The sequence below is a fragment of the Streptomyces sp. NBC_00154 genome (assembly GCF_026342835.1).
In the GTDB taxonomy this organism is placed as follows: domain Bacteria; phylum Actinomycetota; class Actinomycetes; order Streptomycetales; family Streptomycetaceae; genus Streptomyces.
Window position 1 is genome coordinate 4,399,230 of the sequence record NZ_JAPEMI010000001.1, and the last position, 22,946, is coordinate 4,422,175.

General features: G+C 71.2%; 16 protein-coding genes. 1 reads left to right on the forward strand and 15 read right to left on the reverse strand.

Translation table 11 applies throughout. The features are described 5' to 3' along the window. Position 1: 1 nt before the first annotated feature. Complete coding sequence (locus OHA03_RS19725) at positions 2-3,325, reverse strand: ABC transporter permease (RefSeq protein WP_267005139.1); 3,324 nt, start codon at positions 3,323-3,325, stop codon at positions 2-4. Positions 3,326-3,538: 213 nt separating this feature from the next. Further along, a complete protein-coding gene (locus OHA03_RS19730; RefSeq protein WP_267005140.1) occupies positions 3,539-3,943 on the reverse strand; it encodes a globin in 405 nt (134 codons plus the stop codon). 111 nt (positions 3,944-4,054) lie between these two features. On the opposite strand from OHA03_RS19730, the gene OHA03_RS19735 reads away from it, so the two are divergent. Further along, positions 4,055-5,050 (forward strand): methyltransferase domain-containing protein, encoded by a 996-nt coding sequence (locus tag OHA03_RS19735; protein WP_267005141.1) that lies wholly within the window; start codon positions 4,055-4,057, stop codon positions 5,048-5,050. Positions 5,051-5,059: 9 nt separating this feature from the next. Here OHA03_RS19735 and OHA03_RS19740 read toward each other — a convergent pair whose 3' ends face one another. From OHA03_RS19740 to OHA03_RS19800, 13 genes are all read right to left on the reverse strand, one after another. Continuing rightward, the gene (locus tag OHA03_RS19740) at positions 5,060-6,214 is read right to left on the reverse strand and encodes an FHA domain-containing protein (RefSeq protein WP_267005142.1); all 1,155 of its coding nucleotides are present in this window, start codon (positions 6,212-6,214) and stop codon (positions 5,060-5,062) included. Between the two features lie 97 nt (positions 6,215-6,311). Then, entirely contained in the window at positions 6,312-7,673 is a 1,362-nt protein-coding gene (locus tag OHA03_RS19745; RefSeq protein ID WP_267005143.1) for a VWA domain-containing protein, read from the reverse strand. An 83-nt stretch (positions 7,674-7,756) separates the two neighbouring features. After that, a complete protein-coding gene (locus OHA03_RS19750; RefSeq protein WP_267005144.1) occupies positions 7,757-9,130 on the reverse strand; it encodes a PP2C family serine/threonine-protein phosphatase in 1,374 nt (457 codons plus the stop codon). A gap of 2 nt (positions 9,131-9,132) precedes the next feature. Next, a complete protein-coding gene (locus OHA03_RS19755; protein WP_267005145.1) occupies positions 9,133-11,892 on the reverse strand; it encodes a serine/threonine-protein kinase in 2,760 nt (919 codons plus the stop codon). Between the two features lie 67 nt (positions 11,893-11,959). Next, the gene (locus tag OHA03_RS19760) at positions 11,960-13,285 is read right to left on the reverse strand and encodes a hypothetical protein (RefSeq protein WP_267005146.1); all 1,326 of its coding nucleotides are present in this window, start codon (positions 13,283-13,285) and stop codon (positions 11,960-11,962) included. 50 nt (positions 13,286-13,335) lie between these two features. After that, a complete protein-coding gene (locus OHA03_RS19765) occupies positions 13,336-14,367 on the reverse strand; it encodes a glutamate ABC transporter substrate-binding protein (RefSeq protein WP_267005147.1) in 1,032 nt (343 codons plus the stop codon). An 11-nt stretch (positions 14,368-14,378) separates the two neighbouring features. Next, positions 14,379-15,704 (reverse strand): hypothetical protein, encoded by a 1,326-nt coding sequence (locus tag OHA03_RS19770; protein WP_267008102.1) that lies wholly within the window; start codon positions 15,702-15,704, stop codon positions 14,379-14,381. A 385-nt stretch (positions 15,705-16,089) separates the two neighbouring features. After that, the gene (locus OHA03_RS19775; protein WP_267005148.1) at positions 16,090-17,073 is read right to left on the reverse strand and encodes an N-acetylglucosamine kinase; all 984 of its coding nucleotides are present in this window, start codon (positions 17,071-17,073) and stop codon (positions 16,090-16,092) included. After that, complete coding sequence (locus OHA03_RS19780) at positions 17,064-18,329, reverse strand: 6-phospho-beta-glucosidase (protein ID WP_267005149.1); 1,266 nt, start codon at positions 18,327-18,329, stop codon at positions 17,064-17,066. The genes OHA03_RS19775 and OHA03_RS19780 overlap by 10 nt, the downstream gene beginning before the upstream one ends. 3 nt (positions 18,330-18,332) lie before the next feature. Beyond that, positions 18,333-19,235 carry a carbohydrate ABC transporter permease gene (locus OHA03_RS19785; protein ID WP_267005150.1) on the reverse strand — a complete coding sequence of 301 codons (903 nt, stop codon included), beginning with the start codon at positions 19,233-19,235 and terminating at the stop codon, positions 18,333-18,335. A 1-nt stretch (position 19,236) separates the two neighbouring features. Beyond that, positions 19,237-20,178: a carbohydrate ABC transporter permease gene (locus tag OHA03_RS19790; protein ID WP_267005151.1), complete on the reverse strand. Its 942-nt coding sequence runs from the start codon at positions 20,176-20,178 to the stop codon at positions 19,237-19,239. A 7-nt stretch (positions 20,179-20,185) separates the two neighbouring features. Continuing rightward, positions 20,186-21,523 carry an ABC transporter substrate-binding protein gene (locus tag OHA03_RS19795; RefSeq protein WP_267005152.1) on the reverse strand — a complete coding sequence of 446 codons (1,338 nt, stop codon included), beginning with the start codon at positions 21,521-21,523 and terminating at the stop codon, positions 20,186-20,188. A 101-nt stretch (positions 21,524-21,624) separates the two neighbouring features. After that, positions 21,625-22,848 carry an ROK family transcriptional regulator gene (locus OHA03_RS19800; RefSeq protein WP_267005153.1) on the reverse strand — a complete coding sequence of 408 codons (1,224 nt, stop codon included), beginning with the start codon at positions 22,846-22,848 and terminating at the stop codon, positions 21,625-21,627. Between the last annotated feature and the right edge of the window lie 98 nt (positions 22,849-22,946).

Sequence of the window (22,946 nt, forward strand, 5' to 3'; positions counted from 1 at the left end):
GTCAGTTGTCCCCCTGGTGGCGCAGCGAAGTCACCGGGTCGGCGCGGCGCAGGGCGATCGCCGCCACGATCAGCAGCGGCAGCACGGCGACGCCCGCCAGCAGCGCGGCGACCTGCCCGGCCGGCAGCTGCACCAGCACGGGCGGCACCGGCTGGGCGGCCTGCCCGGTCAGCACGATGAGTGGCACGACGGCCCTGGTCAGTACGGCACCGAGCGCGAACCCGACCAGCAGCGCGATGGCGATCAGCACGCCCTGCTCGGCGGCGATCATCCGGGCCGGCCCGCGGCGCGGCGCCCCCAGCGCCCGCAGCACGGCGAATTCGGCGGACCGTTCGCGCTGCGACCCGACAGCGCTCACCGCGAAGCCGACCGCTGCCAGCGCGGCGGCGACGACCGCCACCGCGAGCAGCGCGGACTGCGGTCCGGCACCCAGCGGGTCGCCCAGCAGATCCCGGGCCACCTCGTCGCGGACCAGGACCTGCGCCGGGTCGGTGTCGGGCTGCTCGCGGAGTGCGGCGGCGACCTTCCCGGCCTGGCCGGGTTCGGTGCTCAGCCACCATTCGGTGGCAGTGAGGACCGCGTTCGGACGGTCGGCGAACACCTGGCCGAGGGCTCTGAAGTCGAGCAGCAGCGCACCGCCGTCCCGCTGCCGGGACGCCTCGGCGGCAGTGGGGGTGGCGGCGCCGCCCGGCCCGGTGGTGGGCACCTGACGGACCGTCCGCACGATCTTCACCCGGACCGTTTCGCCGGCCAGCGTGACATCGACGTCCTGCCCCACTTTCGCCCCGGACGCCTTCAGATAGCTGTCGGTGGCGACCCCGCGGAGCGATGGGGCCTCGGCGCGGGCCGCAGCGACCCGCACGTTGAGCGTCGGCACCCCGTAGTCCGCTTCATCGACCGGCACGGACCCGGTGTCGTATCCGAGCGTCAGCGGGTCCCGGTCGGACGCGGCCGCCTGGACGGGGGTGCCCGGCCGCGTCTCGTTGAGCAGACTGGTGGTCAGGGCGGCCCGCCAGCGGAACCCGGTCGGGACGGCGACCGGCTGCTCGGTGCCGTCCGCGGTCACGGTCCGCAGCCGGCTCACGGCGACCCGGTGTGTCTCGGCACGGTCGACGGGCTGCCTGCTGTCCAGCTCGAACCCGGTCACGGCCAGCTCACCGGCGGCCGCCACTGCGAGCGACAGGGGATGCGCCCGGCCATCGGCCGGCACGGGTCCGACGAGCACCTGGTACGGAATGCCGTAACGGTCCTCCAGCTCCACGGTGACCAGCGGGGCCATGCCGGACGGCGACGCCCGGTGCGGTGCGGAGGCCACGGTGATCCGCAGGTCGAACCTGATCTCCCTGCTGCCCTTCGGCAGCAGCAGCCCGGTCCGCGCGGTCTTCGGCGGTTCGAGCGCGCCGAGCAGCCGGTCCACCGGTTCGCCGGCGAGATCGTCGCGCATCAGCATCCGCTCGTCGGCGTGCGCGGTGTCCAGGGCGACCACGTCCGCCGTGCGGTCGCCGGACAGATCCACCGTCGTACGGAACGCGGGCGCCGCCTCCCGTACCCCCGGCAGCTGTGCGTATGCCCCGGCCTTCGTCGGATCGCCGTTGATTCCGCCGACCGTGCGCACCGACGCGCCGGTCCTGAAGTCGGCCTGGTCGCCCTGCGAACGGTCCCAGGACGCACTCTGCCCGATCGCCAGCATTCCCATCGCGGCAGCCAGGACCAGCAGCAGCACCGGTCCGGCGCCGCGCAGCGGGCGGCGGCTGAACTGCCAGCCGGCCAGCGCGGTGGACAGCCCCCGACCGCCCGCCGCTCGACGTTCCGCCAGCCTGGCTGCGGGCGGCAGCAGCCGCAGCGTCAGCACGGTGCCCGCGAGCAGCAGCAGCGCGGGCGCGGCGACGAGCAGCGGATCGACGCCGAGATCGCCCTCCCGGTCACCGCTGAGCGCACCGCTGCCGGAGCTGCCGGTCTGCCGGTCGAGCTGCCAGTACGCCACCGCCGCGATCAGCAGCAGTCCGATGTCGGCGCCCGCGCGCACCGGCCCGGGCAGCGCGGCGGCCCGGGTACGGCTGCGCACCCCCGCGCTGGCCGCCAGCGCGGGCGCGACGACGGCCAGCGCACAGGCCAGCGCGACGGCGGCGGCCACCAGCCACACGGTGCCGGTCGCGCCCGCGTCGAGCCGCAGCCCGAGCCGGGTCAGCTCGCTGCGGTCCGCCAGCAGCCGGGTCAGCGGCCCGGCCAGCAGCGGGGCGACGACCGCGGCGGGCAGCGCCAGCAGCAGCGCCTCGATCGCGGCGAGCGAGGTGATCCGGCCGCGCGAACCGCCGCGGGCCCGCAGCAGTTCCGTCTCGCCGCCGCGCTCACTGCTCAGCAACCGGGCCACGAGCAGCAGCGCGTAACCGGCGAGCAGCACCAGCTGCACGGCGACGATCATCAGGGTCGAGCGGGACACCAGCAGCGCCCGGTCGATCTGGTCGAGGACGGTGGGCAGCAAGGTCTGCGCGAGGGCCCCGTCCTTGAACTCCGGGGTGGCGAGGAGCGCCTTCGGGCCCCTGGTCGATGCGGTATGCAGCGCGTCGATGCGGTCCGTGGTGACGGTACGGAAGTCGGCGACGGCCAGCCACGACATCTCGCCCGAGCTGATCCGCCCGGAGTCGAGCGCCGCCGGATCGGTGAGCAGCGGACCGTACGTGGTGAAGAAGACCTTGCGGATGCCGCGCCCGCCGAGCTCGTCCAACTGCCAGTACGGGTCGGCCTGGTCGGCCGCCTCGTAGAGGCCGGTGATCAGGACCGGCAGCCTGGTGCCGTCGGCGAGCCGGTCGGTGAGCGTGAGTTGTGCGCCGGGCTTCAGCTTCAGGACATCCGCGGCGACGGAGGGCAGGGCCACTTCGACGGGGGCGCCGCTCTTCCCGCTCCCGGCGCCGGGCATGCGGCCGGCGGTGAGACGGACGCGGCTGCGGTCGAGCGCGGCGAACCGGGTGAGATCGGGATCGCCGCGCCGGGCCGCCGGAGCCTGCAGGCTGCGCGGCAGGGCGTACGGCCCCGAGGCCTCCAGCGTCCGTACGGTCACCGCCAGGCTGTCGAACGTCTCATGGGCGGCCTTGCGCGCGGTGGCGTCAGCCGCTTCCCGCTGCTCGCGCTCCACCTGCGCGGAGATGACGAGCGAGGCGGACGCGGCGGAGCGGTGGGTGAGCGTGTGGCGCAGGGCCGCGTCGCCGATGGAGCCGGAGAAGGCAGTGAGTGCCGCCAGCACCGATGTGGTGAGCAGGACGGCCAGGACGGCTGCGGCGAGAAGGAGCCGATGCGCCCTCACCCGCAGAAAGACGAACCCCGTCACCTGGCCCCCTCGACACTGTCACCCCACACGCCCCCCGACGCTCCCAGGATGCTTTCAGAGCGCACCCACCTCTGGAAACCGCTTACAGGTGCACCTTGATGGGATCGTGACCGTTATGCGGCGGCGGAGCACCGCATTCCGCACGGTGCATGAGTGCGGGAAGGGGGGAGAAAGGTGCGGGAAGGGGAGAAAAGGGAGAACGGGGCTGAGCCGTCAGCCCTCGGTGTTCACCATCGAGGCGGCGGCGTACGTGAGGTAGTCCCACAGCTGCCGCTCGTGCTCGGGGGACAGCCCGAGCTCGTCGAGAGCCACCCGCATCCGGCTCAGCCAGGCATCGTGTGCGGCCCGGTCCACCCGGAACGGGGCGTGCCGCATCCGCAGCCGAGGGTGACCGCGCTGCTCGCTGTACGTCCGGGGACCGCCCCAGTACTGGATCAGGAACAGCGTGAACCGCTCCTCGGCCGGCCCCAGATCCTCCTCGGGATACATCGGCCGCAGCAGCGGGTCCTCGGCAATCCCCTGGTAGAAGCGGTGGACCAGGCGCCGGAAGGTGTCCTCGCCGCCGACCTGCTCGTAGAAGGTCTGCTCCTGAAGCGTGTCGTGCGGATTCTCTGTCACCCGTCCATGGTCGCAGACGCACCGGCCGAGGACCTGGGTCCTAGGACCCGGGCCCGGACGGTCACTGTGCGCCTCGTCGCTTCCGGCGGGCGCGAGCGGGAGAGTGGAGGTATGGGCCCATACCTCGATCAGTTCTCGGAGGCCGGCGCCGGGGCCCGGTGGGCGATGGTGCAGGAAATGGTCGCGCGCGGTGCGTTGAAGGACCCCGCCTGGCGTGCCGCGTTCGAGGAGGTGCCGCGCCATCTGTTCGTGCCGTACTACTTCGTGACCGGGACCGGCGGGCCCGAGCGGCTCTGGTGCGAGGACCCCGATCCGGCCCGGCGGACCCGGTGGCTGCACGGGGCGTACGCGGACGAGGCGCTGGCCACCCGGATCCGGGACGGTGAGCTCGTCTCGTCGAGCAGTCAGCCGTCGATGATGGCCCGGATGCTGGAGGAGCTGGAGATGGCGGACGGCATGACCGTCCTGGAGATCGGTGCGGGCACCGGCTACAACGCCGCGCTGCTCGCTCACCGCCTCGGCGACGACGCGGTGACCACCATCGATCTGGACCCGGAGATCACGGAGTCGGCCCGCAGGCATCTCGCGGCGGCCGGCCACCACCCGACGGTGATCACCGGGGACGGGGCGCGGGGCTGCCCCGAGCGGGGCCCGTACGACCGGATCATCGCTACCTGCACCCTGCCGTCGGTACCGCAGGCATGGCTGGCGCAGTGCAGGCCGGGGGCCCGGATCCTGGCGCCGTTCGCCACCGGTCTGATCATGCTGGGGGTGCGGGAGACGGCGCACGGAAGGTCCGCCGAGGGGCGGTTCCTGCACACGCCCGCGTATTTCGTGCCGCTGCGCGGGGCGGTGCCACCACCGGTGCGCCACCCGCACACCGCGGGCTTGCCGAGGCGGGTGGCCGACAACGAGTTGTTTCTGTTCCTGCTGACGCTGACCGAGCCCACTCTCGACCCGCGCGAGGCCCTCTCGCTCTGGCAGCGCGAGGGACGCCCCGAGCGGGCGAGGTTCGGCATCACGGTCCGGGACGGGCGGCAGTGGGCCTGGCTGGACGACCCGGAGGGGCCGTACGCCTGGCCACTGTCCGCCGACCTCACGGACTGAGCGTTCCGGTCAGCCGCGCCGGATGGTGATCGTCGTCCACGCCCCGACGTGCACCTGGTCGCCGTCCTGGAGCGGAACGGGGACGTAGGGCTGGATCGGGTCCTCGGCGCCGTTGAGCGTGGTGCCGTTCGTGGAGTTCTGGTCGACCACGGCCCAGCTGCCGTCGGGTTGCTGCACCAGCACCGCGTGCTGGTGCGAGACCCCCGGGTCCTCCGGCGGCACGGACAGATCGACATCGGGGGACTCGCCGGTGCTGTGCCGACGACGGCCGATGGTGATCTGGTTGCCGGTGAGCGGAAGGCGCTGCTCCGGGGAGTACGCGGGCAGGTTGAGCCCGGTCGCCTCGGGGCCGCTGCGCTGCATCATCGCCAGGAAGTACTCACGGTCCGGGGCGATGACCGCCGTCCAGTTCGCGGGCGCCTGGTTCGGGACGTGGCTCTGGAACGGCGGCGACTGCTGCTGCCTCGGGGGCTGCGGAGCCTGCGGTGCCTGCGGCTGCGAGGGCGGCGGCAGCATCCAGTCGTCACCACCCGGCTGCTGAACCTGTTGTTGCGGCGGCGCGGTCTGCTGCTGGAAGGACGGCGGGGGCGGCGGGCCCTGTTGCTGGAACGGGTTCGGCGGGGGCGGCGGGCCCTGTTGCTGGAACGGGTTCGGCGGCTGCTGCGGACCCGGTCCCGGAGGACCCGGGTGGCTGCCGGGACCGGACAGCGGCTCGGCCGGACGGTTCACCTGCGAGGGCCGCGAGCTCTGGTATTCGAACGGATCGCGCTGCTGCGGCGGCGGGGGCGGCGGACCCTGCTGCGCCTGGAAGCCGGGCGGCAGGTTCAGACCGGGCACCGGTCCGCCGGCACCCGGGCCACCGGGGCCCCCGGGCTGCGGGGCCAGCGGGGTGTACGACGTCGCCGTGTTCGTGAGGAAGTTCCACCGGCACTCCTCGCAGAACGGCGCCATCGCCTCACGCGGGGTGCGGCACTGCGGGCAGAGCTCCGCCTGCTGCGTCGCATCGGGGCCGGGGCCCTGCGGGTAGCCGTAACCGGGAGCGGGCGGCGGGGGAGGCGGCGGTGGGACTGCACCCGCGGGCGCGCCCGCGCCGGCCATGCGATGGCCGCAGACCTCGCACCAGTCGTCGGAACCCGACTGGTGTCCGTTCGGGCAGGTCGGCATGTCGGCGCTTCCCCCTCTCCTCGTCCGGCCCCGGGGGCCGTCATCTCTGTTGCTTCGCCAGGTCGCCGAGCCGGCCGGCTGCCGGTCGGCCATCAGGTCATTTCTTCACGCGAACGGTCTTGGTGGAGCGCGTTTCGAGGGTCATCTCGTCGGCCTCCGCCACCTTCGCCTTCAGTCGCACAGTACCTGTCGCCGCATCGACGACGTCCACCACCTTCGAAAGCAGTTTCGCAGTGTCAGCGTTCCCGGAGGCCGATGCCAGCTGCACCGCACGGCCCAATTTCGCCGTCGCGCCGTCGAAGTCTCCCGACTTGCGCGCTTCGAGCCCCTGTTGGATGACTTGTGCTAGTTCGGCCTGGCCCGTGTAGTGCGCGACCTGCGGATTGATCGAGGTGGACGCCACCATGTCGTCGGTCCACACCGCCCGCACCAACCCCTGCGAAAGCGTCTGCGGAGCCGCAGTCCCCGACGGGTCGGGGAGGATCAAGGAGACACGGGCCGCGAGCATTTCCTGCCCGATCCCGGCCTCCGGCACCTGTACACACACGTGGTAGTCGCGGGACTCGTCGCCCCAGGACCCGGTCGGGTAGTCCCCGGCGCGCGGGCCCGCGTCGGTGCGCCGGTCGGTCAGCTCGGCGACCGTCGGCGCGACCTGCTTCACGAACTTGATCTCGACTCCGACGGGCGTCCAGAGCCGCAGCACCACGTCCGCGACCTCTTTGCCCATCGCGTTCTCCATCATCTGCGTGAAGTCCGCGGCGAGCCCCGCCGGATCGGCGACGATGTCCACGGTGCCGAGCAGCGCGGAGGCTATGGCTGTGACTTCTTTCACCTCCCAGTCGGTGCCGACGCCGCGGGCGTCACAGGTGAATCGGCCCGCGCACGCCTCGAGCGCGTCCCGCAGGTCCTGGGGCGACTCGTGCTCGTTGCGGCCGTCGGTGAGAAGGATCCCGTGCCGGATGTCCACATCGGCGGCGCCGAGCAGCCGGTCGGCAAGCCGCAGCCAGGTGCCGATCGCCGTACCGCCGCCCGCACTGAGCCGACGCAGCGCCTCCTTGGCCTGGGCCCTGGTCTGTGCGTCGGCGGTGGCGAGGCGGCCGTTGCCCGGGTAGACCTCCTTGGCGACGTGGGTACCGCCGACCACGGCGAACGACGTGCCGTCGCGCAGGGTGTCGATGGCCGCGGCCGTCGCGTCGCGGGCGTTGCGCATCTTCGTCGGCGGATAGTCCATCGAGCCGGAACAGTCCACCATGATCACCACGGCGGCGTTCGGCCCCTGCCCCGGCACATGGGCCGGCGAGGCGGTCGCACCGGTCAGCGGGACGCCGCCGGTGGTGCCGCCGCCGGTCGACGTGACCGTGACGATCGCGTTGACCTCGCGGCCGCCCTCCGGCAGATATTCGTTCTGGTACACCTCGACGGAGAACTGCGGCACGTGGGACTTGGAGAAGTTGGCCATCTGATCGGCTCCTGGCGAAGGTGGCAGAGCTGGCAAAAGGTCGCAGTGGGCGAACGGACGGACGGAACCGGACTCAACAGGACTCAAGCGGTGCTGTAGGCCGATCCTGCCCCTTGCGGCGGTACCGCGAACGGCAGCAGAGCCACTGTTACGTTGTCGTGGCCCCCACCGTCGAGCGCGTGACCCACCAGCACCTGGGCGCCGTGCAGCGGTCGTTCGTGCGCGTCCGGGGGGACGGCGGCGGCCATTTCGACGGCCGACTCCGCGTAGTTCCACAGCCCGTCCGTGCACACCACCACCAGACCGGGCCGGTCCGGTTTGAACGAAGCGGTGTGCGGCTCCAGTTCGTACGCATCGGCGCCGAGCCAGCCCGTGATGGCGTGGGCGCGCTCGTCCGCGTACGCCTCGGCCTCGTTCATCAGGCCCGTGGCCACCATCTGCGCGGCCCAGGAGTCGTCCTCGGTGAGCCGGGCCGGCGGGGTGGTCCGGTCGTCCGGCACCCAGTAGACGCGGCTGTCGCCGACCCAGCCGACGACCAGCAGGCCGCCCGCCATGACCGCACCGACCAGGGTGCAGGCCGGGGCGTTCTGATGGTGGTGCGGATCGTGCTCCTGGGCCCGGCCGTCGTCGTGGGCCAGGGAGTTGACCGACTCGGCGGCGGCGACGATCGCCTCGTGCATCGCCTGCTGCGGGTGGACGCCGCGCGGCAGCGAATCCAGCAGTGACTCGTTGGCGGTGATCGCGGCGGCGGCGGAGGCCTCGTCGGGGCGGCTCGCGGAGGAGACGCCGTCGCAGACGATCGCGACGACGGCCGGTGAGCCGTCCGGCAGGGCGGTGGTCGATACGGCGAACGAGTCCTCGTTGCGGTGATGGCGCAGCCCCCGGTCGCTGACGGCCGCCACCGAACCGAGTTCCTGCTCCATGTGGTCGCGCTCGCGGGGCTGGGCGTGACCGCAGTTCTCGCAGTAGCCGTCGGGGTCGACATGACCGGCGCGGCAGGCGACGCACAGCTTGGTGCCGTCCGGCGGGGTGAGGGCCGCCTCCGGGAAGGCGGCGCCCGCGAAGGTACGGGGGTCGGGGGTGACGGGCGCCGCCAGCTCGAAGTCGTCCGAGTCGGAGCCCGAGGTGTTCGGACGGTCGAAGCGGACCCCTGCGGGAGCAGGTACCGGGGCATCGCCCGGCGCGGGCGGCTCGGACCGGTCGGCCACGGTGGCTGCCGACCATTCGACCGAACCCGAGGCCGCCGCGGTGGGCGCGCCCGGCCCGGAAGCCGCCGGGCCGCCCGGCGCGCGGCCCTCCACGGGCGCGGCCATCGCGATCGTCGGGTGATCCTCCGGCGGCGCCGGTACGACCGACAGGTCGTACCCGCACGCACCGCAGAACAGGTCGCCCGATTCCAGCGGCTCCTCGCAGTTGGGACACCTCGACAAGGCGGTCTCCTGGTGCATCTGCGACATCTTCACACCCACGTCCGGGGGCGGAAGCGGTTGGCCCGCTCCACCAGTTCGATCCTCTCGTCGCCACGCTGCGCAAGCCGGGCGAGCATCCGGTACGAACGCTCAAGACCGAAACGCAGCCCGCGTTCGTCCACCTCGCTGCCGAGCAGCATCCTCGGTCCGGCAGGAGCACGGGACTGCGGGGAGTCCGGCCGGTCCGTGGGGCTTCCGGAGAGTACCCAGTCCAGCGCCGTCCCCAGCACCTCGGTCGACAGTTGCTCGCGGCGCACCGCGTCCAGTCCGAAACTCTGCAGCCCGGACACCTGATCGGCGGCGGCTGTCAGATCGGCGATCAGCGGTTCGTGCGGGGCGCGTTCACGCAGCCGGGCCCGTACGGCGGCGACCCGGGCGGCGGTGTAGTGGATCGACGCCTCGGGCACGGATTCCAGCGTCCGTACGGCCCCGGCCCGGTCCCCGGCCGCTATCTGCACCCGGGCCAGGCCGAACGCCGCGCTGACGAAGCTCGGATCGGTCGTCCACACCAGGCGGTAGTACTCGGCGGCGTTGTCCAGCTGGCCGAGGACCTCCGCACAGATGCCCAGCGCCAGCTTGGGAGCGGGCTCACCGGGGAACGCGTCGTAGACCGCGTCGAACGACAGCGCGGCGGTCTCGTGGTCACCCGTCACCAGCGAGGCGATCCCGCGGTACCAGACGACCCGCCAGTCGTCCGGGTGCTGAGCCTCCAGACCGGTCAGGGTCTGTCCGGCGGCGCCCAGTTCGTTCATCTCCAGGCGGGCGCGCAGCTCCCGGAGCCTGGTCTCCAGCGAGGCGGCGGGTACGGCCTGCAATGCGGCAATCAGTTCGGCGGGTGCGGACGCCATCAGTCCGGCGAGGAAGCCCGCGTTGGGGTCGTTCGCGTCCACCCGCGGTACGGGCAGCGCGAGCGAGGTGGCCCGCGCGTCGAGCCCGGCCAGCCGCGGTACGCCCGGAGCGGAGACGCCCGGCAGGGGCCCGGGGACGACCGGTGCGACCGGTGCGGGCGCGACCCGGGGTGCCGGAATGGCTGCCTGCGTCTGTGCGTACGGGGCGGTGGCGCCGCTGCCGCCCCGCACGTGCGTGGCGGATGCCGACAGCGGTGCGGCCCCCGGAGCCGACTGCCCGGGAACGAACGGCGGCGCACCGGGCGCCACCTGCCCGACGGCGGCCGACGAGGCAACCGGAACTCCGCCGAACGCCGCAACCGGACTCCGGTCCTTCCCCCTGCGCCGTCCGGCCGGCTCCGTCCGTACCCCGAGCCGCGACACATCGTCCGTCAGCTCGGCGAACAACTGCGTGTCCGTGACCCGCAGTTCCGTGCCGAACAGCGTCGAGAGCGCCGGCCGCGGCCGCCCCGTCTGCAGCGCCACGACCTCCCGCAACACCCCCGTCAGCTGCTCCGCCATCTCCGACGCAGAGGCGAACCGTCTCGCCGGATCCGGATCCGTGGCCCGCACCAGCAGCCGGTAGAACGACTCGTAGGTCCGGAACACCTCGATGTTGTCCGGGTCCGGCAGCGAGTCCACGAAGACGTTCGTGTACCCCTGGAAGTCGAAGGTGAGCACCGCGAGAGTCCGCGCGACCGTGTAGAGATCGGAGGCGACCGACGGGCCGACCTCCGCGACCTCCGGTGCCTGATAGCCCACCGTGCCGTAGATGGCCGACTCCTCGTCGTCCATCCTGCGCACCGCGCCCATGTCGATCAGCTTGAGCTGGTCCTCGGTCTGGATCGCGTTGTCGACCTTGAAGTCGCAGTACAGCAGATTGCGGCTGTGCAGATGGCCGAGCGCCTCCAGCGCCTCGATGCCGTACGCGCAGGCCTGCTCGACCGGCAGCGGATCCCGCTTCCCGGACGGGGTACGGCGCTCGTTCGCGATCTCCTTGAGCGCCTTGCCGCCGACGTACTCCATCACGATGTAGCCGTCGAGCGAGCCGGTGCGCTGGTCGAGATGCTCGACGAAGTTGTAGATCCGGACGATGTTGGAGTGCTCGATCTCGGCGAGGAAGCGGCGCTCCGAGATCGCGGCCGCCATGGCGTCCTGGTCACCTGTGTCCAGCAGGCCCTTGAGGACCACCCAACGGTCCGAGACCGCACGGTCCACCGCGAGATAGACCCAGCCGAGCCCGCCGTGCGCCAGACAGCCCGCCACCTCGTACTGGCCGTGCACGATGTCGCCGCCGTGCAGCTTCGGTACGAAGGAGTACGGGTGGCCGCACTTGGTGCAGAACCCCTCGGTCCGGCCCGGCCGTTCACCACGGGACCGGCCCACCGGGGCCCCGCAGTCGGAGCGCGAACAGAACCGTTTCCGCTCCGGCACCTCCGGGTTCTCCATCACCGCGGAGCGCGGATCGGGGCGCGGCACGTCCGGCACCTGCACCAGACCCGCGCCCAGCCGGTTGCGCCCGGACGCCCCCGTCGACGTACCGGAGGAGCGCACCGACACCGAGCGGGACGTGGCGCTGCCCGACAGGGAGCGCGACAGCCGCCCCGACACCGAACGCCGGGAGGTCGACGAGCGGGCCGAGGAGCGCGAGGAGGCCCGGGACGACGCCCGCGAACCGCTCCGTGCCGAACTGCTGTTGCCCTTGCCACTCGCACCGTTGGCCGCGATGCCGGTGGGCGGCGAGCTCACCATCCCCGTCGGTGAGACGACCGGAGCCAGACCGCAGGTGTCGCAGTACAGCTCACCGCCGCCCATGTCCTCGTAGTTGCCCTCGCACGCGGGGCGCTGGCACTGCGTACTCATGGTCTGTCCCCCTGTTCGCCCCGCCGCAGCAGCGGCCCGTTCACCCTGCCCGTACTCGTACGCCCGCTCATCGCCGGTCCTCCGGTGCGCACGGCCGGCGCGGGTTCAGCAGCTCCGCCACCGCCTCCTGGTAGCGCAGCACCGACTGCGCGGCGACCCGCAGATCGCACGGCGCGCTCCACAGCATGCGGCGCGCCGCGTCGTACCGCTCGATCAGTACCGGGTCCTCCGCCAGGCCGTGCCGGGCCACCTTCGCCTTGTACGCGTCCAGCCGGCCGCGCAGCTCCGCCCGGACCGCCAGCGGCGCGGTGACCGCCGTCAGCGACTCGCGGGCGCGCAGCAGTTCGTCCTCGGCCTCCCGCTCCAGGGACTCCAGCAGCGGTGACAGCCGGTGCCACTGGGCGTGCCTGCGGTACTCCGACGCGGCGGCCAGCCGCTCCTGGAGGGCAGTCGGCGGGCCACTGACCGCGGGCACCTCGGAGGCGGCGATCTTCGCCAGCACCTCGCCGCGCGCCGACCGGGCCTCGGCCAGCGTGCGGTCCGCGCGGGAGAGGATGTCGCGCAGCTGGACGAGGCGCTGCTCGGCGTCCTGCCGGACCGCAAGGACCGCCTCGATCTCCCGGCGCACGTCGTCCAGGGCGCGGGCCGCCCGGTCGTAGCGCGCCGTGTCCGGACGGCCGCCGCCGGGCGCCGCGCTGCCGGGGCCCGGCAGCCAGAACGCCAGCGGATCGGAGATCACCTGAACCCGCAGCGTGGTCAGCTCATGGGTGATCGACTCCAGGTCGTCGCCCGCCGGATGCTCCCCGGGCCGTACGCCGACGGAGTGCGCCAGTGAACGCGTACGGCGCAGTTCGGCGGCGAGCAGATCTATCCGGGCGGGCAGCGCGGACCATACGGAGTCAGAGGCGACGACCATGTCCAGCGAGCGCGCGTACAGATCGTTCATCCGGGCGACCAGCTCCTCCAGCGAGAACCGCTCGGAGAGCTTGGCCGGGCCGGTGATCGACGGATCGGCCCGGGTGGCGGTGGACGCCAGCGTGACGCTCTGGCCGCGCAGCAGCTCGGTCAGCGCCAGCAGGTCGTCACGGTTGGGGGAGCGCCGCCTGGCCCGGATCTCACGGGCCTCCTCGATCGCTGCGGCGTAGGCGTCGAAATACCCCCACAGCAGCGTGATGGACTGCTCGGTGGTGGCCCAGCGCTCCTTGGTGACACCGGTCAGATCGGCGCCCTCCAGGAGCCGGCGGCCGGCATGGTCCTGCAGGGCGAGGAGCGAGGTCTCGATCGCCTCGTGCTCCGCACCGAGCCGGGCCAGCGCACGGTCCGCCTCGTCCCGGTCCAGGACCGGGCCGGGGGGCTTCCCCGCATAGCCGGGGAAGGGGCCCGCGACGCCCATCGATCACCTCTCTGCTCTCCCTGCCGGGCCGGGCCCGGCAGGATCAAGGACTAGTTGCTCCGGTACTTGGGCGCAGGCGGCGCCGATATCCCGGGCAGTCCGCTCGCCAGCCACTTCCGGTACGACACCATCCAGGGGCTGTCGGCGCCTCCCTTGCGGTAGTCGACCAGCACCTGATTGATCCGGGCCACCAGGTCGTTCGCGCCGTGTTTCGTGGCCACGCCGTAGTACTCGGTGGTGAACGGCTTGTCGCCCTTGAGGACGACGGCCGGGTCCTGGGCGGCCTGGCCCGCCGCCAGTGCGTTGTCGGTGACCACCGCGTCGACCTCACCCAACTGCAGCCGGACCAGGCAGTCCAGCTGGTTGGGGACGGTGAGCTGGTCCTCGTCCGCCTCGGTGCCGTCGTGCCGGTCCTTGAACCTGGCGCCGAACGACTGCTTCTCCAGTGCCTCGTACGCGGTGGAATCCTCGGCGGTGCAGACCCGCTTGCCGGCCAGGGACTTGTCGTACCCCGTGATCGGCGAGTTCTTCGGCGCGAGGACCTGCTGACCGGCCTGGAAGTAGGCCGTGGAGAACGAGACCCGTTCCAGCCGTTTGCAGTTGATCGTCATCGTCCGGACGACGACGTCGACCTTGTCGTTCTCCAGGGCGGCGATGCGCTGGTTGGTGGGGATGGCCCGGAAGATCACCTTGTCCGGGTCGCCCAGGATGTTCTTCGCGATGGCCCGCACCAGATCGATGTCGAACCCTTCGAGCTTCCCGGTCTCCGGGTTGCGGTAGCCCCAGCGGAAGCTGTTCTGGTCGACGCCGGCGATCAGCTTCCCGCGCTCCTTGATCTTCGCGATGCCCGGCCCGTCGGCGCTCGACGGCTGCAGGCTCGCCTCCGGGTCCGTGCAGTCGTCGGCGCTGGCCGGCACCGCCGTGGCCGTACCCGGCCCGGAGACACCGACGCCGAACGGCCCGGAGCCGCCGTGCGAGAGCGGCAGCAGGGTGAGCGACGCCGTCACCGCACAGGCCACGGCCATCCCCGTCACCCCGCCCCAGCCGCGCAGCCTGCCCCGGGTGGAACTCGTCCTGGTCATCGTTCCCCCTCTCACCGGTACTCCGACAGTCTGCGGTTGACCCCGACGATCGAGGCGACCGCGGCCAGCACGGCGAGAGCGGCCGCCCCGATCGGCAGCCCGCCCAGCGCCCCGCGCCCGTCCTCGGCGGCCCGGGTGAACTCGCCCTGCTCATGGGCGAGTGCCTTCTCCAGCGCCTCGTCCACCCGGTTGAAGGAGTCCCCCGTGGAGTTCCTGGGCCCGATGATCTGCTTCAGGGCGCCCTCGTAGTCGCCGTTGTCGTCGGTCGTGCGGGCGGTCCGGTGGCGGCCCTGCCACTCGGAGACACCGCTGATGGCATCCGCCACCGGCCCGCTCCCCTGGGAGTCGTCGGCGAGCTTCCTGGCCGTCCCCAGCTCTTCGCGGAGGGCCTTCATGCCCGTGGTGTAGTCGGTCTCGTACTTGTCGTTCTTGCCGTCCGCGGTCAGCACGGCGCCGCGGGCGACGAGGGTGAGGTTCTCATTGGCGCGCGCCTTCAGCGAGTTGATCCGTGCGTGATTGAGCACATCGAGGGACTGCTGCCCGTGCACATTGGCGTCCTGCAGTTCGGACCGCGCGACCGTGTGCCCCACGCCCAGCCACAGCAGCAGCACCGTCGACGCGGCGGTCGCGGCGAGCAGTCCATGGTTGAAGACCCGGTTCGTCCTGCGGTAGTTGCGCCGCTGCGCCCAGAACAGCGCACCCAGCGCAACGACACCGAGACCCAGCGAGAGGAACGGCCACGCTCTCGCGGAGTCGTAGTCCTGGTCGAGCCGGCCGGTCTCCGCGGTGTACAGCCGCTCGGCGGCCGGCAGCAGCTCGGTGGACATCTTCTGGTTCGCGTACCGGAGATAGGCGCCGCCCAGAGGCAGCCCCTGCCGGTTGTTGGCGCGGGCCCGCTCGATCAGGCCGGTGTACCGGGGGAGTTCCTCGTTGAGCTTGGTGATCTCCTGGCCCGACGGCGACGACGCGTCCGTGGTGGACGCCGCCTTCACCAGCAGCCTGGACGCGTCCTTGATGTCCTTCTCGTACCGCTCATGGACGTCGCGCGGCTCCTGCGCCCCCGCGAGGAACCCGCCGGCCGCCGCAGTGTCGGCATCGGCCAGCGAACGGTAGATGTTCGCCGCCTCGGCGCTCAGCGGCTGGCTGCGGCTCACCACGTCGTCGGCGGCGGCCGACCGGCCGGAGATCTCGAACGCCGTCACGGCCCCGAACGCAATGACGAGCACCGCCAGCGCGGCCCCGATGATCTGGAGCCTGCCCGGTTCGGTCGTCGCCGCAGTCCTCAGCCGCGCCGTCGACTCGGACCAGGCGCTGCGACGCGGCGCGGGTACCGGCACAGGTACGGGCGCGGCCGGCTGGGCCGACGCGTGCTCCGGCGCCGTGCGCACATTCGGCGGGTATGTCACGTGACCTCCCCCTCGGTCGCTGACGGTGGCCCGCCCCCCGGCCGATCGGGGGACTGGTGCCCGGCCAGAAGTATGGCCGCAGGGACTGACATCCACACCAGGAACACCTGGATCCTGCACCGGACCACGGATGCACAAGCATTCGATCAAGGACGGCGCCGTCGATCAAGACGATCGGCGGCGCAGTCCCCGAAGCGGACCGATCTCCCCATTCATGAACACGTTCGGGACAACTGATCGGTTCCCGTACGCAAGGGGCGTCCCGCAGCACGATGGCCACAGGACGCCCGTCCGCGTTCCCGATGTTCCCGATGCGTCAGCCGTACTGCGCACGGAGCCTGTTGTGCACCTCCGGGGCCGCCCCCGTGCGGTCCAGTCCCAGCAGCCCGGCGCCCAGGACCGGCGGCTCCGCCACCAACCGGATCACCGCCTTCGGTGCACGTACCGCGAGGAGTTCGGTGATCGCGTCGTCCAGCTGCGGGTGACGGGCCGCCAGCACGCTGCCGCCCAGCACCACCGGTGCCTCCTCGTCCAGCAGCCCGAGGCGGGTCAGCGCGACCGAAGCCATCGCGACGACCTCCTCCGCGAGCCGGTGCACCAGAGCACGCGCCACCGGGTCCCCGGCCGCACCGGTCGCGAACAGCACCGGCGTCAGCTCGTGCCGGCGCTCGAACTCGATGTGCCCCAGATGCACCGCCTCGATCAGCGCGTACATCGAGTCGAGCCCGAAGTGGGCGGGGAGCGTGCGGACCAGCTCCGTCGGCTCACCGCGCCCGTCCTCGGCCCGCGAGGCGAACCACATGGCCTCCTCGGCGAGACCCGAACCGCCGCCCCAGTCACCGGAGATCCGGCCGATCGCGGGGAAGCGAGCGGTCCGCCCGTCCGGCACCATGCCGACACAGTTGATCCCCGCACCGCAGACGACGGCCACGCCCCGGGGCTCGTCGACGCCCGCGCGCAGGATCGCGAAGGTGTCATTGCGGACCTCGACCGTGCCGCCCCAGCCACGGGCCCGCAGTGCCTCGGTCAACTCACGCTCCTCGACCGGGAGATCGGCATTGGCGAGACAGGCCGACACATGACCGACGGAGTCGACGGGGCCGCCGGTCCCACACGCTTTCGCCAGCGCCTCGTCGAGCGTCGCGCCGAGGACGTCCACTGCCACCTCGACGGAGACGGCCTGCGGCTGGAAGCCGCCCCCGCGGGCCGTGCTCAGCACCGTTCCGTCCGGTCCGATCAGTGCCACATCGGTCTTGCTGTTCCCCGCGTCGATGGCGAGGACCGCAGCGTTCACGCCCACGCCAGGTGCTCCCGGTTGTGCGCGATCAGCTTGTCGGTGAGCGCCTCGGCGTACTCGAACTGGCCGATCAGCGGGTGGGCGAGCAGTGCCTTGAAGACCCGGTCCCGGCCCCCGCGCAGTGCCGCTTCCAGGGCGAGGTCCTCGTACGCCGTCACATGGGAGATCAGGCCGGTGTACAGCGGATGCAGCTCGGGAACGGCGAGCGGCGTCGCGCCCGTGCCGTCGACCCGGGCCTGCACCTCGATCACGGCGTCGTCCGGCAGGAACGGCAGCGTCCCCTTGTTGTACGTATTGACCACCTGCACCGCGGAGCCGCCCGAGCCCAGCAGCGAGGACGCCAGGTCCACGGCCGCCTCCGAGTAGAACGCGCCGCCGCGTCGGGCGAGCAGCGCGGGCTTCTCGTCCAGCGCCGGGTCGCCGTACATGGCGAGGAGTTCCTTCTCCATCGCGGCGACCTCGGCCGCCCGGGACGGCTTGCTGCCGAGCTCCCGTACGACCTCGTCGTGCGCGTAGAAGTACCGCAGGTAGTACGAGGGGACGACGCCGAGCCGGTCGACGATCGCCCGGGGCATGTGCAGATCGTCGGCGATCGAGTCGCCGTGCTCGGCGAGCAGCTTCGGCAGCACGTTCTCGCCGTCCGGACCGCCGAGCCGGACCCCGAGCTCCCACGTCAGGTGGTTGAGCCCGACATGGTCGAGGTGCACCTCGCCGGGGGTGACGTCGAGCAGCGCGGCGAACTTCCGCTGGAAGCCGATCGCCACGTTGCACAGGCCGACGGCCTTGTGCCCGGCCTGGAGCAGCGCCCGGGTCACGATGCCGACCGGGTTGGTGAAGTCGATGATCCAGGCGTCGGGGTTGGCACGGCGGACCCGCTCGGCGATGTCGAGGACGACCGGGACGGTGCGCAGCGCCTTGGCAAGGCCGCCGGCCCCGGTGGTCTCCTGGCCGATGCAGCCGCACTCCAGTGGCCAGGTCTCGTCCTGGTTGCGGGCGGCCTGGCCGCCGACGCGCAGCTGGAGCAGGACCGCGTCGGCGTCGGCGACGCCCGCGTCGACGTCCGAGGTGGTGACGATGCGGCCCGGGTGGCCCTGCTTGGCGAAGATCCGCCGGGCGAGGCCGCCGACGAGTTCGAGGCGGTCGGCCGCCGGGTCGACGAGCACGAGCTCCTCGACGGGCAGTGTGTCCCGCAGCCGGGCGAAGCCGTCGATCAGTTCAGGTGTGTAGGTGGACCCGCCACCAACTACTGCGAGCTTCATAGGTCAGCCCTTTACTCCGGTCAGTGTGACGCCCTCGACGAAAGCCTTCTGAGCGAAGAAGAAGACGAGGATCACGGGGGCCATGACCAGTACGGTCGCGGCCATGGTCAGGTTCCAGTCGGTGTGGTGCGCGCCCTTGAAGGACTCCAGTCCGTAACTGAGCGTCCAGGCGGCCGGGTTCTCGGAGGCGTAGATCTGCGGCCCGAAGTAGTCGTTCCAGGCGTAGAAGAACTGGAACAGCGCGACGGCGGCGATGCCCGGCCTGGCCATCGGCACCACGACCTTCAGCAGGGCGCGCAGTTCGCCGCAGCCGTCGACCTTCGCCGCGTCGAGGTACTCGTTCGGGATGGTCAGCAGGAACTGCCGCAGCAGGAAGATGGAGAACGCGTCACCGAAGACCATCGGGATGATCAGCGGCCAGAGCGTCCCGGACATGTCCAGCTGCTTCGCCCAGAACAGATACATCGGGATGACGACGACCTGCGGCGGCAGCATCATCATCGAGATGACGAGCATCAGCGACAGCTGCCGGCCGCGGAAGCGGAACTTGGCGAGCGCGTACGCCACGGGCAGCGACGACACGACCGTGAGGACGGTGCCGAGCCCCGCGTACAGCAGGGTGTTCTTCCACCAGGTCAGGAAGCCCGGGGTGTCGAAGACCCTGCGGTAGTTGCTCCACTCGAAGGGGTGCGGCCACAGATCGCGGGTCAGCGCCTGCTGGTCGCTCATCAGCGAGGTGAGGAACAGGAAGACGAAGGGCAGCACGAAGAAGAGCGCGGCCGCGACGCCGAGCGCGTGCACGGCGATCCAGTTCAGGAGTGCCTTGCGGCGTGCGACGCGTTCGGCCGGGGTGACCGGCCCGGCGGACGGGTCGGTGGCCTTGAAGGTGTCGAGAGCCTGCGCCACGTCACTCACCTGCCTGGATCAGCCCGCTGCGGCGCCGCATCAGCAGTGCGGTGAACGCCATGGCGAGTACGAAGAGAACGAGCGCGACCACACAGGCGGACCCGTAGTCGAAACGCTGGAAGCCGAGGTTGTAGACGAGCTGCGGAAGCGTCAGTGTCGACTTGTCGGGATAGCCCGGTTCGAACTGCTGCCCGGAGCCGCCCATCACCCCCGAGGCGACCTTCCCCGCCACGAGTGGCTGGGTGTAGTACTGCATCGTCTGGATGATCCCGGTGACCACGGCGAACATCACGATCGGCGAGATGTTCGGCAGTGTGACGAAGCGGAACCGCTGGAACGAGGTCGCCCCGTCCAGCTCCGCCGCCTCGTACTGCTCCTTCGGTACGTCGAGCAGCGCGGCCATGAAGATCACCATCAGGTCGCCCACCCCCCACACCGCGAGCGCGGTCAGGGCCGGCTTGGACCAGGCGGCGTCGGTGAACCAGCCCGGCGTGGGCAGCCCCAGATCGCCGAGGATCGAATTGACCGGCCCCGTCCCCGGGTTGAGCAGGAAGACGAAACCCAGGGTCGCCGCGACCGGCGGGGCCAGATACGGCAGGTAGAACAGGGTGCGGAAGACACCCGCACCCGTCTTGATCTTGGTGATCAGCAGGCCGACGCCGAGACCGAAGACGACCCGGCAGCTGACCATCACCACGACCAGCCACAGGGTGTTCTGCAGGGCGGGCCAGAACAGCGGGTAGTCGTTGAAGACGTACGACCAGTTCTTCAGCCCGTTGAACTCCGGGGCCGCGAAACCGTCGTAGTGGGTGAAGGAGAAATAGAGCGTGGAGATCAGCGGGTAGGCGAAGAAGACGCAGAATCCGATCAGCCACGGCGACATGAAGGCCGTCGTTCGAAGCGCCGCACGGCGGCGCTTCGAACGGAGTGTGTACGTGCTCATCGCGGTGCTACTTCGCCTGTGCGACGGCTGCGTCGATTTCCTCGGCGGTCTTCTCCAGACCCGCCTTGATGTCCGTCTGCTTGCCCTTCTCGATGTCGAATCCGAGGTTCTGCAGGGACACCAGGTACGCGCCGCCGTTCACCGAGGGCGGGGTGGTGGTGCTGTGGGGGTTCGCGGCGATGTCCAGGAAGGTCTTGAACCGCGGGTCGTACTTCAGCTTCGGCGACTTCAGGGCCGCCAACGTCGACGGCACATTGTGGATGGCGTTGGCGAAGGCGACCACCGCGTCGGTGTCGGTCGTCATGAACTTCACCAGCTCCCACGCCGCGTTCTGCTTGGTGGAGGTGGACGCGATACCGGCGATTGTGCCGGTCAGGTAGCCCTTGCCGTACGTGTCGGCCTCGTCGTCGGCGACGGGCATCGGGGCCACCCCGATCTCGAACTTCGGCTTGGTGTCCTCGGCCATGCCGAGCCGCCACTCACCGTCCAGCTGCATGGCCACCTGGCCGGTGTGGAACGGGTGCTTGGCGCCCCACTCGTCACCGAACGAGGTGCGGTACTTCTCCAACTTCGCGTAGCCGCCCAGGTCGTCGACCAGCTTCTTCTGCGTGGCGAGCATGGACGCGAAGGCGGGGTCCTTGGCGATGTTCGACTTGCCGTCGGCGTCGAAGTACGTCGGGTTCCAGCCGCCGAGGTAGTGCTCGGTCGTCGACTCGTAGCCGTGATAGTTCGGCATGAAGCCCAGCTGCTCGTACGAGTCGCCCTTGGTCTTCGTCAGCTTCTTGGCGTCCTCGGCCAATTCGGACCAGGTCTTCGGCGGGGCGGTGATCCCGGCCGCCTTGAACGCGTCCTTGTTGTAGTACAGCCCGTACGCGTCACCGAGCAGCGGCAGCGTGCAGCGCACCCCGTTGTACTGGGTGTACTCGTTCATCGCCTTCGGGAACGTCTTGTCGGGGTCGATCCCGTCCTTCTTCAGGAAGGAGTTCAGATCGATGAAGGCCTTGGACGAGCAGAATTTGCCCACATTGTTCGTGGTGAACGAGGACACCACGTCAGGTGCCTTGGAACCGCCCGCGCGCAGAGCCTGGTTGATCTTGTCGTCGGTCATGTTGCCGACGACCTTCACATGGATGTTCGGGTGCGCCTTCTCGAAGGAGTCGACGGTGGCCTGAATGGCCTTGACCTCGCTCGGGGCACTCCAGCCGTGCCAGAAGTTGATGGTCGTCTCCTTGGACGGATCATCACTGGCGCCGTTGCTGCTCTGACCGGTACAGGCAGAGGCGAAGAGGGATATCGCGGCGGTCGCGGCGAGCGCGGCGGCCGTCTTCCGGCGGTTTCCGGACATGGCAGTGTCTCCCGATGGGTTGGGACGGGGAAGAGGCTGGATCTGCGAACGTGCGGGTCTGTGAAGGTGCGGGTCCGCATGGGGACGGCCGCGGCAGGGGATCAGCGTGAGGTGTCGAAGACTTCGTCGCGGGTCGTGACGAGGGCGCTCTCCAGTGCCCCGCGCAGTACGGGCCGGTGGGTCACGGCGCCGGTGATCAGCCGGGGCCGGGAGGCCGCCAGCTCGGCGAGTTCCGCCTGAACCCGCTCGCGCAACGGTTCGCCGCCGGCTGTGATCAACTCGCCCGAGAGCACCACGAGTTCGGGGTCGAGCACGGCGATCATGGAAGCCAGGCCGGTCGCGAGCCCGGTGGCGAACAGATCGAGGAGCCGGGGGTACGGGCCGTCCTCGCCGCACTCCGCGACCTCGGCGGCCCGGGCGATCAGACCGGCCGCGACCTCATGGTGGGTGCCGTCCGCGCGGCTCAGTTCGTCGTCTATGCCGAGCTGCCCGGCCAGCCGGGACAGCACCTGCGCGCCCGCCAGTTCCTGGAAGCCGCCCGAGTTCGCCTTGGTGACCTGGCGGACCAGCGGGGCGCCGGGCACCGGCAGGAAGCCGACCTCACCGGCGCCGCCGGTGAAGCCGCGGTGCAGCCGTCCGTTGATGACGAGGGCGGCACCGAGCCCCTCCTCGTTCCACAGCAGGACGAAGTCGTCGTGTCCACGGGCCGCCCCGAGCCGCTGCTCGGCCACGGCGACGAGGTTCACATCGTTCTCGTACTCGACCGGCATCGGCAGGAACGCGGCCAGCTCGTCGAGCAGTGTGGGGGAGTGCCAGCCGGGCAGGTGGGAGGCGTACCGCAGCCGTCCGGTGCCGGGGTCGAAGGCGCCCGGTGTGCCGATGACCACCCGGTGCACCTCGGCGCGGGTGAGTCCGGCGTCCTTGACCGCGCCGTCCAGCGCCTCGGTCACCTGCCGTACCACGCTGTCGGCGCGCCGGCCGGGGGTGCGCAGCTCGAACTCGCCGACCGTCTCACCGGTCACGTCGGCGACGGCGGCGACGATCCGCTGGGCGTTCACATCGAGCCCGGCGACATGGGCGGCCCGGGCGTTCACCGCGTACAGCTGGGCGTTGGGCCCCGGCCGTCCCGCGACGGTGCCGGTGGCGACGACCAGACCGGCCGCCTCCAGTCGGGCCAGCAGCTGCGAGGCGGTGGGCTTGGAGAGGCCCGTCAGCTTGCCGATCCTGGTCCGGGAGAGGGGGCCGTGCTCCAGCAGCAGATCGAGGGCGGCCCGGTCGTTCATGGCCCGCAGGACGCGGGGGGTACCCGGTGTCGTTCCGGCCATGAGCACCTGCCCTCTGTTAGGAAACTTTCCTATTCGGTGAGAGGACGGTATGGCGCACGTCACCGGCCCGTCAATGGGCAGGGCTTCGCCGGCAACCA